General features: G+C 69.5%; 12 protein-coding genes and 4 pseudogenes. 5 read left to right on the top strand and 11 right to left on the bottom strand.

Features of this window, described 5'->3' with window-relative positions; translation table 11 throughout:
* Nucleotides 1–118: 118 nt before the first annotated feature.
* From HN013_RS24030 to HN013_RS23990, 9 genes and pseudogenes are all read right to left on the bottom strand, one after another.
* Nucleotides 119–1,000 carry an LLM class F420-dependent oxidoreductase gene (locus tag HN013_RS24030; protein WP_171169623.1) on the bottom strand — a complete coding sequence of 294 codons (882 nt, stop codon included), beginning with the start codon at nt 998–1,000 and terminating at the stop codon, nt 119–121.
* Between the two features lie 131 nt (nt 1,001–1,131).
* On the bottom strand, nt 1,132–2,280 hold the full coding sequence (locus HN013_RS24025; protein WP_171169621.1) for a DUF475 domain-containing protein: 1,149 nt from the start codon (nt 2,278–2,280) through the stop codon (nt 1,132–1,134).
* Nucleotides 2,281–2,328: 48 nt separating this feature from the next.
* A pseudogene (locus tag HN013_RS24020) lies at nt 2,329–2,406 on the bottom strand (chemical-damaging agent resistance protein C); the annotation flags it as partial.
* A gap of 109 nt (nt 2,407–2,515) precedes the next feature.
* Nucleotides 2,516–3,535, bottom strand: a complete 1,020-nt coding sequence (locus HN013_RS24015) for a pyridoxal-phosphate dependent enzyme (protein WP_171169619.1) — start codon at nt 3,533–3,535, stop codon at nt 2,516–2,518.
* Entirely contained in the window at nt 3,456–4,499 is a 1,044-nt protein-coding gene (locus tag HN013_RS24010) for a GHMP kinase (protein WP_171169618.1), read from the bottom strand. Before HN013_RS24010 ends, HN013_RS24015 begins: the two co-directional genes overlap by 80 nt.
* Nucleotides 4,496–5,344 (bottom strand): Rossmann-like domain-containing protein, encoded by an 849-nt coding sequence (locus HN013_RS24005; protein WP_171169616.1) that lies wholly within the window; start codon nt 5,342–5,344, stop codon nt 4,496–4,498. The genes HN013_RS24010 and HN013_RS24005 overlap by 4 nt, the downstream gene beginning before the upstream one ends.
* A gap of 7 nt (nt 5,345–5,351) precedes the next feature.
* Nucleotides 5,352–6,137: an ABC transporter ATP-binding protein gene (locus tag HN013_RS24000; RefSeq protein WP_171169615.1), complete on the bottom strand. Its 786-nt coding sequence runs from the start codon at nt 6,135–6,137 to the stop codon at nt 5,352–5,354.
* On the bottom strand, nt 6,134–7,252 hold the full coding sequence (locus HN013_RS23995) for an iron ABC transporter permease (RefSeq protein WP_249375333.1): 1,119 nt from the start codon (nt 7,250–7,252) through the stop codon (nt 6,134–6,136). Before HN013_RS23995 ends, HN013_RS24000 begins: the two co-directional genes overlap by 4 nt.
* Entirely contained in the window at nt 7,242–8,276 is a 1,035-nt protein-coding gene (locus HN013_RS23990; RefSeq protein ID WP_171169613.1) for an ABC transporter substrate-binding protein, read from the bottom strand. Before HN013_RS23990 ends, HN013_RS23995 begins: the two co-directional genes overlap by 11 nt.
* Before the next feature lie 163 nt (nt 8,277–8,439).
* Between HN013_RS23990 and HN013_RS23985 the strand changes: the two genes are divergently transcribed.
* Nucleotides 8,440–9,702 (top strand): MFS transporter, encoded by a 1,263-nt coding sequence (locus tag HN013_RS23985; RefSeq protein WP_171169611.1) that lies wholly within the window; start codon nt 8,440–8,442, stop codon nt 9,700–9,702.
* A 547-nt stretch (nt 9,703–10,249) separates the two neighbouring features.
* On the opposite strand, the pseudogene HN013_RS23980 reads toward HN013_RS23985, so the two are convergent.
* Nucleotides 10,250–10,999: pseudogene (locus HN013_RS23980) on the bottom strand (transposase family protein).
* Nucleotides 11,000–11,653: 654 nt separating this feature from the next.
* Here HN013_RS23980 and HN013_RS23975 point away from each other — a divergent pair.
* Both HN013_RS23975 and HN013_RS33225 read left to right on the top strand, forming a co-directional pair.
* A complete protein-coding gene (locus HN013_RS23975; RefSeq protein ID WP_171169609.1) occupies nt 11,654–12,304 on the top strand; it encodes a hypothetical protein in 651 nt (216 codons plus the stop codon).
* Nucleotides 12,305–12,390: 86 nt separating this feature from the next.
* Nucleotides 12,391–12,900: pseudogene (locus tag HN013_RS33225) on the top strand (cation transporter); the annotation flags it as partial.
* A 180-nt stretch (nt 12,901–13,080) separates the two neighbouring features.
* Here HN013_RS33225 and HN013_RS23970 read toward each other — a convergent pair.
* Nucleotides 13,081–13,341 (bottom strand): annotated as a pseudogene (locus HN013_RS23970) (TrmO family methyltransferase); the annotation flags it as partial.
* A gap of 510 nt (nt 13,342–13,851) precedes the next feature.
* Between HN013_RS23970 and HN013_RS23965 the strand changes: the two are divergent.
* Nucleotides 13,852–14,208 (top strand): hypothetical protein, encoded by a 357-nt coding sequence (locus HN013_RS23965; protein ID WP_171169608.1) that lies wholly within the window; start codon nt 13,852–13,854, stop codon nt 14,206–14,208.
* Between the two features lie 290 nt (nt 14,209–14,498).
* Entirely contained in the window at nt 14,499–15,545 is a 1,047-nt protein-coding gene (locus tag HN013_RS23960; protein WP_312018701.1) for a hypothetical protein, read from the top strand.
* The last annotated feature ends 5 nt before the right edge of the window (nt 15,546–15,550 follow it).

Here is a 15,550-nt window from a genome sequence, read left to right as displayed (position 1 = left end):
CGGGGAGCGTGAGATTCACACCGGCCGCTTCACGGCTGGTTCCGGAGCCGATACGCATCGGGTCACCCCTTTCGGTCACGGCCCCCGTCGTCGGCGGCATCGTGGAGAAGTGTGCGGTTCAGCGCAGCGCGGCGATGACCGGGGCGAAGTTCTCCATGTTGTATTCCATGACCGTGAAGTAGGTGAAGCCGTAGCGTTCGCGGCGTTCCTTGAGTTGTTGCGCCATCTCCGCCGGGGTTCCGGTCAATACGCTGGGCAGCTCTTCGGGGCTGTGCTCGGCGTCGGGCGGCAGCGGCACGAACCTGTCGGGTACCGCGGCGCGTTCGGCGGGCGGAATCACCTGCTGCACCATGATGTTCAGCTCCACGGCGTCGGCGCGGTCACCGAGCAGGCCGCGCACATAGGCGACCCGTTCTTCCGTCTGTGCGATTCCGGCCATATGGAGTACATCACCGGTGGCGTTGGCCCAGCCTCCGGTGAAGGCGATGATGTCGGCGTGCTCGGCGGCCAGCCGCAGCAGCCGGTCGCCCCAGCCGCCGATCAGCAGTGGGGGCCCGGAAGGTTGGGCCGGACGCGGCTGATATTCAGTGTCCTGAAACAGTCGGCGCAACGTGGTGACCGTCTGTTCCAGCTGTTCGACCCGCTTTCCGCCGCTGGGGAACGGTATCCCCGCGGTGTCGAACTCGGCCTTCACATAGCCTGCGCCGAGCCCGAGTTCCATACGTCCGTCGACGAATTGGTCGGTGCTCGCCACGTCACGCGCGAGAAGGACGGGGTTGTAGAACGGTGTGTTCAGCACAAACGTGGTCAGCCGCACCCGTTCGGTCTTTTCGGCTGCGAGCACCATGGCCGGAAACGGCGCGGAGAACCCCAGGTGATCGGCCACTCCGACCACATCGAAACCGAGTTCCTCGGCTCTGCGGCACTTCGCGATCCACTCGCGTCGCGATCCGGGAACGAACATGTTGACACCGAAGCGAAAGGGGCGCTGCGAAGGCATGGTGTCTGTATACCACGCGATGATCACCCCGTCATCCCACTGAATGGGACGACTTCCTCTCCATCAGTTGTCCATCAAGCCCCCTGGGCAAGGCCATAGTTGAGTCGTGGGACTGACGCCGGCGGCCCGGCTCAGACGCCGGAGGACACCTCGGCCTTCTCGTCGGGCCCCGTGTCCTTTCCCTCGGCCGCGGCCAGCCTGCGGTTGCGCCGGACCGAGGAGAAGAAGGCCCAGGCGATCAGGACGACGCCGACGAGTCCCGTGATGACCTCGTGGATCTCGTACTGGATGGTGACGAGCAGGATCACGGCGAGGGAGCCGATCGCGTAGTGCGCGCCGTGCTCCAGGTAGACGTAGTCGTCGAGGGTGCCCTGGCGGACCAGGTAGACCGTGAGCGACCGGACGTACATCGCGCCGATGCCGAGGCCGAGCGCCATCAGGACGATGTCGTTGGTGATCGCGAAGGCGCCGATGACGCCGTCGAAGGAGAAGGACGCGTCCAGGACCTCGAGGTAGAGGAACATGAAGAACGCGGCCTTGCCGGCCATCACGACCGCCGGGACCTCCTTGCCGCTCCTCCTGGCCTCTTCCTCGGCCTCGTGCTCGCGCTCCTCCTCTTCCTCGAGCTTGTTCTCGAAGTAGCCGGAGAGGCCGCCGACGATCAGGTAAGTGATCAGACCCGCGACGCCGGCGATCAGGACGGTCTGTGCCTTGTCCACATGGATGCCGCCGTGCTGGTGGGCGTGGGTGGCGAAGGTCATCGAGGAGACGAGCAGCACGATGAGCGCGATGCAGACGGAGAGCATGTCGAACTTGCCGAGCCTGGCGAGCGGACGCTCCAGCCAGCCGAGCCACTTGATCTCCCGGTCCTCGAAGACGAAATCAAGGAAGATCATCAACAGGAACATGCCACCGAAGGCGGCGATCGACGGATGGGCGTCGGTCACCAGCTGCTGGTACTTGTCCTTGTCGTCGAGCGCGAGCCGTACCGCTTCGATCGGGCCGATCTTGGCGCTGATGGCGACGATCGCGACCGGGAAGACCAGGCGCATGCCGAAGACCGCGATCAGAACGCCGACGGTGAGGAAGATTTTCTGCCAGAAGGCATTCATCTTCTTCAGGATCCCGGCGTTGACCACGGCGTTGTCGAAGGATACCGAGATCTCGAGGATGGACAGGATCGCCACAACCCCGAAGCCGGTCCACCCCCCGTAGAACACGGCCGCGACCAGGCCGAGCGCGGTGACCGCGAACGACCAGCCGAATGTTTTCAGAAGCACTGGCTACCCAATCGTTTTGTACGGGGCTCCCCCGCGCCGTACTTGGCTTTAGGAAACATTGACCTCGAAGTCTAGAGCGATGCCTCGCAACTCTGACGCATACCCCGGGCCAACGGCGCGGAACTTCCCGGGCGCTCCCCGCGACCGGCTACTACTCGCCAAGTTGACGCCACGTCACGCATCAGGTCGTCGCGCCGCCTCGGCGGAAGATCTTGAGGCGCCTCGTGACAGCACATCACGACGCCATGGCCGGAGTCGCCGGGGCGCGGTTCCAGCGCATCCGGGACCAGGGCAGGGCCAGTCGGCTCTGGTCGGGCACCTCTCGCGGGGCGAGGTCCGCGATCGGTGTGGCCTCGCGGTGACGGGCGTAGACGGTATCGACGTAACGGTGGCCGGTGTCGGCGGCGATGAAGAGGACCGTTCGCCCGGGGGAGCGGTCCCGTTCGTGGCGGGCGGCGAGGTAGCCGGCGCCGGTCGACAGGCCCGCGAAGACCGCGTGCCGGCGCAGTAGGTCGATGCTTCCGGCCAGCGCGGCGTCGAACGAGAGCCAGTGCAGGGTGTCGTACAGGTCGTGCGCGACGTTGCCGAAGGGGATGGAGCTGCCGATCCCGGCGATGATGATCTCCGGGTCGGAGATGTGCTCGGCGCCGAAGGTGACGCTGCCGTACGGCTGGACGCCGACCAGTTCGACGTCTGCCGGTCCCTCCGAAGCCGCGCGCAGATAGCGGGCCAGGGCTCCGGTCGAGGCCCCTGATCCGACCCCGCCGACAACGGTCAGCCCCTCCGCGCCGGTCGCCTCCCGGATCCGATCGGCGATCGCGCGGTAGCCGAGGTAGTGGATGTCGTCGTGGTACTGCCGCATCCAGTGGTACTCGGGGTGTTCGGCAAGGATCTCGTGGATCCGCTCGACGCGCCGCTTCTGATCGAGCTTGAGGTCGCTGCACGGTTCCATCTGCTCCAGCGTCGCCCCGAGTACGGCGAGCTGGGTGCGCAGCGTGTGGTCCACGGTCGTCGAGCCGACGATGTGGCAGCGCATACCGTGCCGGTGGCAGGCCAGGGCGAGGGCGTACGCGTAGATACCGCTGGAGCTGTCCAGCAGGGTGTCCCCGCGGCGCACCGCCCCGGTGTCCAGCAGGTGGCGTACCGCGGCCAGGGCGGAGACCACCTTCATCGTCTCAAAGCGCAGGCAGACGAGCCGGTCGTCGAGGCGTATCAGGTCCGGGCGGCCGATCGACTCCGCGATGTGCTGGTCCATCCAGGATCTCCTTGGTGGTGGTGAACGTCGTGAAGGTCCGGGTGGCGGGGATGCCGTGGGCGTCCAGGGCGCGCAGGCAGCTGCGGACGCGGTGCCGCAGGCCCGGCGCGGCCGGGTCGAACAGCACTCCGGCCACCGCGCCGCTGTGCGCGATCTGGACACCCGCCGCCCCGGCCCGGCGGGCGATTTCGGTCAGGGCGTCGAACTCCGGGTGACCGAGCACTTGTTGGCCGCGCCGCGCGCTGGCGGTGGCGACCTGGCCGAGCAGCCGTACGTCACCGGTCACCACCGCCCGGCGCAGCCGCGTGCGCATCCGCTCCCAGGCCCGTACGTCACGGTCGCCGGGCTGGCGTACGGGCAGGGACAGGGTGTCCACGGGCGCGCCCCCGCCGAGGGCGCAGCCCACGACGACCAGCGGCGGCAGGGCCGGACCGAGGACCTCCAGGACCCGGCCCTCCCGCTGGGCGAACAGCACCGGGCGGCCGTCCAGCATCAGCGGATCGCAGGCCGACTCCGCGCGCACGGCCAGCCGGGCGACCGTGTCGGGGGCCAGGCGCAGCCCGTACGAGTCCGCGACCGCGCGCACGGTGGCGATGACGTCGCTGGTGGAGCTGCCCATGCCCAGGCCCACCGGTATGTCTCCGGTGAGCCGCAACTCCCCGCCGCAGGGCGGCCGGCCGGTCCGCTCCGCGCACTCCGCCACCGCGAGGCCCGCGGCCCGCGCGGCCTTCGTACGGTCGGCGGGTACGACGGTGAGCGCCTCGGGCGCCGTGCCGGGCCGGCGGACGAACTCGGCGCCGCTGCCCGGCCCGGCCATCGGCAGGGTGACCAGGCCGGCGCACCGGCGCCCTTCGTCGTCGAGGAAGACGCCCTGGAGGATTTCGCCGTGGTGGCAGGGGGCGTGCCCGGTGCCGGTGACCTCCCCACCGGCACCGGGCACGGCCGTGCGGGCGGCGGGGATCATGCGCCGCCCACCGTCCGGTAGCGGTACAGGCCCGTCTCCTCGGCGCTGAACTGGGAGAAGGGGAACGGTTCCGCGGACAGGGCGGTGACGCCCGAGCCGAGGAAGGCGCGGGCGACGGCGCTGCCGGTCTGCGCGTAGACGATCAGCGGGACGCCCCGGGAGCGGCAGCGCTCCAGGATGGTGTCGAACGAGCCGTTGCCGAGGGTCATTCCGGTGGCGACGACGGCCTCGGCACGGTCCAGCACCTCGTGCATGTCGTCGGTGACGGGGTCGCCCCACTGGGTGGCCTTGAGGTTGAGGTCGCAGGGCAGCGGTTCGCCGCCGCGCTCGCGTATCGCCGCGATCAACGGGTTGACGACGCCGATGAGGCCGACCTTCGCGCCCTCCTCGATGTCCAACAGGCCGGCGATGGCCGCGTCGCGGGCCTTCGCACGGACCTCCGGGGTACCGGCGGGGAGGGTGACGGGCTCGGCGTCGCCCGCCTCGGCGGCCACGCGGTGGGGGCGGGCCTCGGAGAGGTAGGCGTCGAGGGCCGCGATCCGCAGCGGACGCGGGCCCTCGCGCAGCAGGGCGTCGAGCGGGGTGCCGGAGGAGTCGCGGCAGATCGACGGGTCGATCTCGCCGGCCTCGAAGGCACAGCCGCCGAAGGAGCCGCCGAGGCGGACCAGGACGTACTGGTTGAGGTAGGTGGTGTCGCCGCCGGCCAGGCGGGTGCCGTGGTGGATCCAGAACACGCTGGTCGCGACGAGTCCGGAGGGGAGCGGGCCGTGTTCGCCGGCGAGGACGGCTTCGATGAGCGCGTCGACGGCCGGCGTGAGGGCAGGGGCGGGGGACGTCCGGTTCATGGGGTTCCTATTCGCAGGGAGGGGTGGCGCGTTGCGGTCCGCGGTACATGACCACCGGGCGCCCCAGGGCATCGGTGGTGAGTTCGGCGTCCACCTCGAAGACCTCGGCGAGCCGCTCGGCGGTCAGGACCGCGGCGGGGGTGCCGGAGGCGATCAGGCGGCCGTGGTGCAGGAGCAGCAGCCGGTCGCAGTAGCGGGCGGCGAGCGACAGGTCGTGCAGCGCGACCAGGACCGTCTGCTCGGTACCGGTCAGCAGCTCCATCAGTTCCAGCTGGTGTTTGACGTCGAGGTGGTTGGTGGGCTCGTCGAGCAGGAGCCCGTACGGCTGCTGGGCCAGCGCGCGGGCGATGTGGGCGCGCTGCCGCTCGCCGCCCGACAGGGCGTTCCAGGAGCGGCCGGCGAGCGAGGTGAGTCCGACGCGCTCCAGCGCGGCGGCGACCACTGCCCGGTCGGTGGCGTCCGGTCCGCGCCAGCGGTCCCGGAACGGGGTCCGTCCCATCCCGACGACGTCGGCGACCCGCAGATCGCTCTCCGCGCCCGAGTCCTGTTCGACGAAGGCGACATGGCGGGCGGTCCGGCGCGCACTCCAGTCCCGTACGCACTCGCCGTCGTACCGGACCGTGCCCGCGTCGGGGGCCCGCAGCCCGGCCAGGCAGCGCAGCAGCGAGGACTTGCCCGAGCCGTTGGGGCCGAGCAGTCCGACCGTCTCGCCGGGGACGATGTCCGCACTGACGTCGCGTACGACCGGGGTGCCCGCCACCGACCAGCTCAGCTCTTCGGCGGTGATCCTCACAGTTCACCTCTCCTGCGCAGGACGAGGAGGAAGAGCGGCACGCCGAGCAGCGCGGTGATCACGCCCACGGGGACCTCGCGGGGTGCGAAGGCGATCCGCGCCAGCGCGTCCGTCCACACCAGGAACACCGCGCCCGCGAGCGCCGCGTACGGCAGCAGCACCCGGTGCAGCGGCCCGACGAGGAACCGCACGCCGTGGGGGACGATCAGTCCGACGAAACCGATGGCGCCGACGGTGGCCACCGCCACGGCGGTCAGCGTGGCCGTGACCACGAGCAGCAGCATCCGCGTGCGCCGTACGCCGATCCCGAGGGACGCGGCGGTGTCGGTGCCGAACGCGAGTCCGTCGAGGGCGTTCGAGCAGAGCCACGCCACCAGCAGTCCCAGCGGGGTGACGATCGCGCAGACCGCGACGGTGTTCCAGCGCGCCGGCGCCATCGAGCCCAGCAGCCAGTGGGTGACGGCCCGTGTGGTGTCCGCGTCCGCCGAGGCCATCAGGACGAGCGAGGTCAGCGCGGTGAAGAGCTGGCCGACGACCACGCCGGTGAGGACGATACGGACCGAGTCCAGCCCGGTGCGCCGCAACAGCGACAGCAGCAGCCCGAAGGAGAGCAGCGCGCCGGCGAGCGCGCCACCGGTGACCCCGAGCGCGCTCGCGCCTACGCCGAGGACGACTACGGCGACGGCTCCCGCCGAGGCGCCCGAGGAGACGCCGAGCAGGTAGGGGTCGGCGAGTGCGTTGCGGGTGACCGCCTGGAGCACCGTGCCGCACACGGCGAGCGAGGCGCCGACGAGGGCGGCCGTCAGCACGCGCGGCAGCCGGAGGTCCCAGATGAGGGAGTCCACCAGCGGGGACAACGGCTCCACTCCCAGGCCGAGATGGGTGCCGAGGACGCGGGCGAGGCCGGTCCAGCCCACGTCGGCGGTGCCGATGCGCACGGCCGACGCCACCGAGCCCGCCAGGGCGAGTGCGGCGAGAAGGAAGAGGACCGCCCGGGTCGCGGCGGACCGGCCGGGCCGCGGGGTGGTGACGGCGTCCTCCGTCACCACCCGCCCGCGGGCCCCCGGAAGCAGGAGGTCCGCCGCCCCCGCCCGGGCCGCCGGGTCAGCGGACATACCCGAGGTCCTTCATGCCCTTGGCCAGCAGTCCCAGGGCGTGCACCGAGCGCACGGACGGGTCCAGCTCGATGCCCGGCACCTCCAGGATCTTGTTGTCACGGACCGCCGAGAGCTTGGAGACCACCGGGTGCTCGGTCATCGCGGCGCGCTTCTCGCCCGCGCTGTCGCCCGGCCGCCCGCGCTCCGACAGGTCGCCGATCACGATGAAGTCGGGGTCGCGCTCGGCGACTTCCTCCCAGGAGACCTCCGGCCAGTCCTCGTTCACGTCGTCGAAGGCGTTCTTCGCGCCGACGATCCGGCTCATCTCGCTGGGCAGGCCGCTCCTGCCCGCCACGTACGGCATGCCGTTGAAGACGGAGTAGAGGTAGACCACGGTGGGCCGGTCGTCGCCCCGGGGGACCTTGGAGGCGTTCTCCCCGGCCTTGGCGACCGCCGCGCGCTGGTCGGCGGCGAGTTCGCGGGCCCGCTTCTCGGTGCCGAAGACCTTGCCCAGGTTCTCGTAGTCGGAGAAGAGGAGTTCGAAGGAGGTCTTGCCGGCCGGGTTCCGCTGCGGGCAGTCGACGGCGCTGACGAAGGTGGGGACCTTGAGGGAGGCCAGCTCCTCGCGGGTGCCGGCGCGGTCCTTGGTGTAGAGGTCCGTGGAGCCGGCGACGACGAAGTCGGGGGTGGCGGCGCGCAGCTGCTCGCCGGTGGCGATCTTCGGGGCGATGACCGGGACCTTGGCGTACGCGGCCCCGTACTGCGCGGGGATCTTCGTCTTGAGGTTGGCCGTTCCCGCCATCCGGTCCTGGAGCCCGAGTTCGAGCAGGGTCTCGGTCGAGGTCTGGTCCAGGGCGACGGCCCGCTTCGGGGGCTCCGCGACGGACACCTGGCGGCCGCAGCTGGTGACGGAGGCCGGCCGGCCGGAGGCCCGGGCGCCGGACTCGGCGTCCGTTCCGGTGCCGTCGCCGGCTGCCGTGGAACAGCCCGCGGTGGCGAGGGCGATGGTCAGGGCGATGCCGAGGCGTGCTGGGTGGCGCATGGATTCTCCGGTCTGGGAAGGGAGGGGGAGGCAGGCGTGGGTGTTGTCGTGCACCGGGCAGGAGTGCCGCGTTCGAAGGTACTGTAATGGTATTCATTTTCATTAACGAATCCGGGTGCGGTTCACCGAGCCGCCGCCCCCACCCCCGAGGAGCAACCACACCGTGCCGACCACACCCGCGCCGACAGCGGCCAAGACCGATGCCCCGCCCCCGCGTTCGGTCCTCCGCGACACCGCGTTCCTGCGCCTGTGGGCGGGCACCACCGCCTCCGGCCTCGCGACCTGGGCCCTGCCCTTCGTCCTCGGCCTCGCCGTCCTCCACCGCGGCCTCGGCGCCGCCGGCCTCGGCCTGGTCCTCGCCGCGCGCACCGCCGGCTTCCTCGTCGCCGTGGCCGTCGGCGGCGTGCTGGCCGACCGGCACTCCCGGCGCGCGGTCGTCCTCTGGTCAGGCCTCGCGGCGGCGGTCGCCGCGCCCCTCCTCGCCGCCGGCCTCGGCCGCTCACTCGTGCTGATGACGGCCGCCGCCGCCCTCGCGGGCGCCGGCCAGGGCGCTTGCCGCCCGGCCTTCCAGGCGCTCACCGCCGAAATCCTCGCCCCCGAGCGCCGTCAACAGGCCAACGCCGCCATGACCATGGCCGTTCGGAGCGCCACGCTCACCGGACCCGCCCTGACCGCGCTGCTCGCGGCCTTCCTCGACGTCTCGACGCTCCTGCTCGGCATCGGCCTGCTCTGGCTGGTCGCCGCGCTCGTCCCGGGCAAGGGGGGCGCTGCGGCGAACCTCGCCGCGGAGCCCGCCCCGCGCGCCGGCTTCCGCGCCGAGTTCCTCGAAGGCATACGCGAGGCACGCCGCCACCCCTGGTTCCTCGCCGGGCTCACCGCCCTCGTCGCCGTCATCGCCCTCGGCTACTCCGCCACCGGCGTCGCCCTGCCCCTGATCAGCCGGGACCGCTACGACACCGAGTGGGTGCTGGCCGCGGCCATGACCGCGTACACCGTGGGCGCGCTCGGCGGGGCCCTGGCCATCGCCCGCTGGCGGCCGCGCTCCCAGGGCTGGGCCGCCTTCGCCGGGCTGGCCGCGTACGGCGTCGCGCCGCTGAGCCTGACGCTGCCCGTGCACCCGGTCGTGGTCGTCGCCGCGTACGCCGTCGCCGGGATCGGCATCGAGCTGTTCAACGTGCCCTGGTTCACGGCCACCCAGCGCGAGGTCGCCCCGGACAAGCTGGCCCGGGTCTCCTCGCTGGATTTCCTGGTGTCCTACGGCCTGGCGCCCGTCGGCCTGGCCCTGATCGCCCCGGCCATCGACGCGTTCGGGGCCACGCCCGTGCTCGCCGTGTGCGCCGCCGCCTGCTTCCTCGTACCTGCCGCGGCGGCCCTGGTGCCCACCACCCGCCACTTCACGCGCACGGCCCCGGCGACGACGAACTGACGCGGGGCGGTCACGGCACACAGGTCGACAGCTTGCCAACCGCCCGCCTCGATGCTGTCCTCGACCGGGAGTCGGGAGAACCTCCTGACCGTCCGTCAGTAGAGTCAGGATTTAATCGGCATCAGCACCGCCGGAGCCCATCCGGGGCCGCTGGAGTCCGCCGGGACCATTACTTGTCGCACCACCGCTGACCTGCGAATACGCAGGTCAGCGGCCCGTCCTCGTAACCTCCAAGGAGACCCACATGAAAATGCTCATCAACGTCTCGGAACTCGACATTCTCACAGGTCAGAGGGCCAACTGGAGTCGACAGGTCAGCAAAGAGTCAGCAAGGGCCCACGGCCGCAGCCACTAACCGGCCCCGCTACGACAACTTCGCCGGGGCCCGTTATAACTCACCGTAACCGCCGACCCCTGCGGCCGGAGGCCCGCGACCTGCACCCTGGCCGGGGAAATCCCGAGGCCGGCCGTCCTCTCCCCCAGAGCCCCGGCCATTGTCAGTGGGCTGTCGTGTGCTTGGCAGCCCACTACAACTCCGTGAGCGTTTTCAGCGTTGACGCTCCAGGGTGAGGATGGCTGCGGCGATGGCGGTTATGCGGTTGGGGCTGCAGCGGGCCCGGCGGAAGATTCGCCAGGACTTCAGCCTTGCGATGCTCCGTTCGACCGGTGCTCGTGCCGCTGACAGAGCCCGGTTGATCGTTCGCTGGGTCGTGGTGAGGTCCCGGCCGGGTAGCCGTCTGATCGGTGTGGTCACCCAGGGGCCGGCGCCGATGTAAGCGCGGTCGGCGAGGACGGGAACACCCTGGCGTTCGCAGATCCGGATGATGCGGTGGGTGCGGGCAGCGGTCAGGTCATGGGTGCGGCCGGGCAGCGCGGGCGAGACTCCACAGCAGGTTGCCGGTGGGATCGGCCACGACCTGCACGCTCACGCCGTGACGGCGGTGCTTCTGCGAGAAGTCGGCCCGGCTGTCGCCGACGCGGTCACACTCAACGAGCGTCCCGTCGAGCAGGACGTGATCAGGGTCGGCTTCCCGCAGGACCCGCAGCAGTCCGGGTGCCTGGCGGGACAAGTGCTCGACGACAGCTTGACATAGGCATGGGCGGTGCCGACGGATATCCCGAAGCCGGCGGCGATCTGTACGAGCGGGTCGTGCCGGCGCAGGTAGACCAGGCCGACGAGAGCACGCTGGTGAGGCGGCAGCTTGCAGCGTCGGTCACCCTCACGGGTGACGATGAGCATGGATACCCACTCGACCAGAGCATGAGGAAGGTCGAGTGCGGCAGGATGGGGCTCCAACAGGGCTGCTGTACCGATGGGTTGAGACTTCGAACACCTCCCTCAACGGCGCGGGAGCCCTGCGCGTTGCGATCCTCGTCCTGACTCGGTCCGGGTCACTCGATCACTGGCCACTCTGAAAGAGCTCAGTGATCCACAAGGCCTGGGGCACTGACCCACCCCCAGTTCGGACTGCCCATGCGGGCACATGAAATGCCGATTGAAATTCCAGACATGCTGCGCCTATCAGCCGAAGACGGAACCGCTGCCCTTGAACTGCACTTCAGACGCTGGAAAGCCGACGGCCAACAATGGCTGGCCGACCCTCACCGGGCCCGCCTCGTGCGAACCCGCGCCGAAATCGTCGCCGCGCGGCGGCCATGACACTGCACCAGAGCCACATGCCGCCCGGTTCAGCACGCCGACGCTCGGGCTACCGCCTGACGACACATGGCTCCGACGCCCGGCGCCGGCCGGCCGGTCAACTCGCGGGGCTCACTCATGGTCGAGAGTGACCCGCCCCCAGGGCGTAGCGAACGCGTCCGCCTCGGCGACAGCGTGAATCGCACCGGCAGACGGTGCCGACCTCAGCGTCGGTGTCAACCGAACGGCAGTGGGCATGCAACCGTCAAAGATCTGACGGACGGCGGCTCGGTGCCCATACACTCACGTCCCATGAGCGACTCGGCGACAAGGAACAGCATCGGTACAGCGATCCTCCGATGGGTCGACGAAATGGCTGGTCACCCTCGTCGTAGCCTGGAGCTGTTTTTGGCGTCGGACGTCGCACGCTCCATGCGCGTAGGCCAAGAACTGGCGGAGCACACCGCGGCTTTCATGGAAACGCGGGGGCTACTGACGGTGCGGAGGGCATGGAGCCACACCCCAGTGCACCTGGCGCTGACGCTGGAGGGGCGCGACTGCCTCTATCAAGGCGGAGATCTGGAGGCATACGTGCGGGACCGCGAGCCAGGAACTCGGATGGAGTTCAACATTTACGGAGGACAGGGTAACCAGTTCGGCAACGTCGGAGAGACGATCACGCAGACGAACACAGTGCAGCCGAACCTCGAAGTCCAAGATCTGGCCGCATTGGCAGATCTGTTGCGTCGTTGCGCGGACGACCCTCAAGTGCATGACGATGAGGCAGACGAGCTGCGGGATATTGCCGCTGATCTGGATGACGATATCCAGGACGGTGAGGTCGAACCCGGCACGGCCCGGCGGCGACTGACCCGAATCACACGGGTGGCCACTCGATTGGTGCCGGCGCTGTCGCTTGAGGTAACAGCGGCCGCCGATCAGCTGGGACAGCTTCTCGGCTGACGGGTTCGGCCGCTCGTCACGGCCTGCGCGTGGAAGCCCTCGTGCTGGTGCGGTGGTACCGGTACGGATAGGCCCCGTCCCTGCGCACCGGGACCGCCGTCGCCTGGCAGTTCTTCGCCCGCGACCATGCCCGACGCGATGCACGGCGGATCATCGCCTCCTCCTTCTTCCTGCTCGCCACGTAGCCCACCGTCGACGCCGCCCGCGCCTTGGCCGGTACCGGGGAAGCGGACCTCTCGATCCCCGGCATCGTGCTCGCCACCCTCTCCCTGCTGGTGATGCCGTTCCTGTCTGCCACCCCAGCGAAAGGTCGAACGGGAACTCACCTCTGCCTCGGCAGTCGCGGACTCCAAGCAGATCCTGCTGTGCACCTACCTCTCCGCGGTGCTGCTGGTCGGCCTGGTCCTCAACGCCGCTCTGGGATTGTCGTGGCCGATCCGATCGCCGCCCTGGTTATCGCCGCCATCGCCGTGAAGGAAGGCCGTGATGCCTGGCAGGGCAAGGGCTGATGCGCGGCCCCCGAGACCACGATCCCGGCCCAACGCCAGGAGACGGATGCCTGTGGTTGTCGTCCCGGAGGTGAGTGCTGCGGCTGAGCCAGGTCCGAGCGACACGATCAGCCACTGACCACTTGATTCACCGCCCGTTGGGGATGAGGCTGAGATGGGCGTGGCTGGCCGTGCGGCACTAGGAGGACACGCCAAGTACTCCAGCAGGCGGTGGACGCCGCCCCTCCATCAACACCCGAGGAGAGCAGTCGGATTAGGTGATCGGGCTCAACTTCGCTCCCGCGGATCCTTCCAGTAGTCCTGGAGCATCTCGGAAGGCCACGCCGGCTCCCTCACAGGTCCCCGAGGGCCCATCTCCTGAAAGTAGGGAGCGATGTCGATGACCGGTGTGCCGTCGACCGCGTCAAGATCTGTCACGTGCAGGTCGCGCCCATCCACCCCGAGCAGCCGCGGGAACGACGTCGCGATCTGAGCAGGGCGTCGGTGGTTGCGGTGAACGAACGTTCCCGTCGTCGGCCATTCCGGGTTGTTCCGGCAGCACCGCACCCACCCCCGCCACGACCGATCCGTACACACCAGCCAGCGGACGGCGCCACCACCAACTCCGCGCCCCCGCGGCCTCCCACCCCCTGCTACGCCTCGCCCGCACACTCGACGGCCAGATCTCCGCACACTAAGCAGCCCAGCTCCTGGCCCCGGTCCTCGACCACAACGACGCACTCAGCCATCTGTCCCTGGTCCAGGGCGCCGCACGCATCAGCTCCTACCACCACGCCTCGGGCAACCCCGAATACCGGGGACCTGTGGCAGAGCTTCTGCCGGCCGGGGAAATGCTCCACGACCGGGCCACCGAACTCCTCGACACCGACCAGGACCTCGCTGCCCTGCACACCCCACCCGCCCCCGCCCGGGAATCCCCTTCATCCTCGACAGCCCCGACTGAACCAGCTGAGACTGCATCTGGCTCCACGTCGCAGCCCCGTCCTCACCGTCGGCCACCCAACGTGCGGTCACCAAGCCGACAATCGCCGGATCCGCATGCGCGGCATCGGCCAGCATCCTCAGCAAACCAGCCACAATGTCAGGATCGTAGTGCGCGAGCGACGGCAGAAGACCGCGATCGACCTGGCCCTGCGTCGTATCACCACGAGCGGGCAGCACGACACCACCGGATCCACCCCAGATCCTGGCGGTCACCGCCACAGCACCGCGGGCCATGTGAATCCAGTCAGCCCCTGGGCGGTAGGCTACGGCGAAACGCGGAGGACGCAGCCGCGCTGTCACGGTCCGGTACTCCATCCGCACCCCGGCCATATCCTCTCCCTTGCCAGCCGCACCAAGGCAACAGACCCCGCACCCCGGCATGTCGTGATCAACGACAGTCACCGCATGTGAGTGTGTACGGCGCCGTAGGGCTTGGCCGCGCCCGGTTCCTGACCATGATGCGCAGCCGCGTTCGATGGTCCGGCCGAGTTGCGACATGTGGCGTACGGGCTCCTCACACAACCTCGTGACCACGGTACTGGCCGTAACACGAACGAAGATTGAGCCGCGGAATCTGCAGGACGGACGCCAAGGGTTCAAGGAACTTGTCACGACGTGTTCGGCAGCCTTGAACCGTCTGGCGCGGCCGGTCGCGACGCTGCCCTGCCCATAAGGCTCGCCAGCTGGTCTAGGGTCGGCCCGTGTCACAGACCGACGATCAGAACGAGATACCGGGCTTCCTCTACCAGTGGGACCGCGACCAGGCGCTCACCCAGGACCGATGCTTCCTGTGCGGGGCCGACCTTGCCGGAGGCCGGACCGACGAGCATGTCTTCCCCCAGTGGCTGCTGCGGCGGTGCGACCTGTGGAACGAGAAGATCACACTGCTCAACGGCACCCTGATGCCGTACAAGCAGATGAAGATTCCCTGCTGCAGCACCTGCAACAACGAACACTTGTCCCGCATCGAACAAGCCGTGGGCGACGCCTTCGCGGAGGGCCCCGAAGCGGTTGCGGCCCTGGACGCCACCACCCTGTTCCTGTGGATGGGCAAGATCTACTACGGCCTCATGTTCCGGGAACTGTCGCTCCTCGCTGACCGGCGCGACCCGCAGGGCGGCTCCATCGTCTCGCCCGAATTCCTGACCACCTTCCGCATGCACCACCTGCTGCTGCAGGCGGCCCGCGGCGCCGTACGCTGGCAAAAAGATCAGCATCCGGCCTCCGTGTTCGTTTTCCAGGCGCAGGAGCCCACCGACCCGCGCCACTGCTTCGACTACGTGGACATCATCAACTTCCCGTTCTTCGCCATCAGAGTCAGAGCGACCGCCGTCGTCGCCGTGCTCCAGGACTGGGGTGCCCTTGCCCAGGCCGTGACTGTCCCGGCTTTCGAGGCGGCCCGACAACTCGTCCTCCACCCACAGCAGTTCCGTGAGGTGGCTGCCCTGGCCGCCTACATGACCACCCTGTTCAACCGCGTCCCCAAGCACCTTCTGTATGCAGGTGAGAACCACGTCGATGTCATGACGCTGCCCCTCCAGGGCATGTCCACCAAGTTCGTCTTCGATGCCTTCGACGTGGGCGACTACGCACAGGTTCTGTCCCATGTCACGGGTCAGCCCCTCGAGGAGCTGTACGACGGACGCAACATCGTCACCCTCCTGCGGGACGGGGACAACCAGCCCTGGGCCGTTCCATGGCCTGCCGACGAACGCCAGGACCCCGACATCCGGCTCATGCAGCGCTGACCTGC

The organism is Streptomyces sp. I05A-00742, from assembly GCF_013055795.1.
GTDB lineage: Bacteria > Actinomycetota > Actinomycetes > Streptomycetales > Streptomycetaceae > Streptomyces.
The sequence above is the reverse complement of the archived record's forward strand: the minus strand, read 5'-3'. Positions and strand labels throughout refer to the sequence as shown.

What these genes read in the sequence shown, in the direction of transcription:
- HN013_RS24030 (WP_171169623.1), bottom strand. Translation starts at nt 1,000, where the DNA reads ATGCCTTCGCAGCGCCCCTTTCGCTTCGGTGTCAACATGTTCGTTCCC.
- HN013_RS24015 (WP_171169619.1), bottom strand. Translation starts at nt 3,535, where the DNA reads ATGGACCAGCACATCGCGGAGTCGATCGGCCGCCCGGACCTGATACGC.
- HN013_RS24010 (WP_171169618.1), bottom strand. Translation starts at nt 4,499, where the DNA reads ATGATCCCCGCCGCCCGCACGGCCGTGCCCGGTGCCGGTGGGGAGGTC.
- HN013_RS24005 (WP_171169616.1), bottom strand. Translation starts at nt 5,344, where the DNA reads ATGAACCGGACGTCCCCCGCCCCTGCCCTCACGCCGGCCGTCGACGCG.
- HN013_RS23995 (WP_249375333.1), bottom strand. Translation starts at nt 7,252, where the DNA reads ATGTCCGCTGACCCGGCGGCCCGGGCGGGGGCGGCGGACCTCCTGCTT.
- HN013_RS23990 (WP_171169613.1), bottom strand. Translation starts at nt 8,276, where the DNA reads ATGCGCCACCCAGCACGCCTCGGCATCGCCCTGACCATCGCCCTCGCC.
- HN013_RS23975 (WP_171169609.1), top strand. Translation starts at nt 11,654, where the DNA reads ATGAGCGACTCGGCGACAAGGAACAGCATCGGTACAGCGATCCTCCGA.
- HN013_RS23965 (WP_171169608.1), top strand. Translation starts at nt 13,852, where the DNA reads ATGCGCGGCATCGGCCAGCATCCTCAGCAAACCAGCCACAATGTCAGG.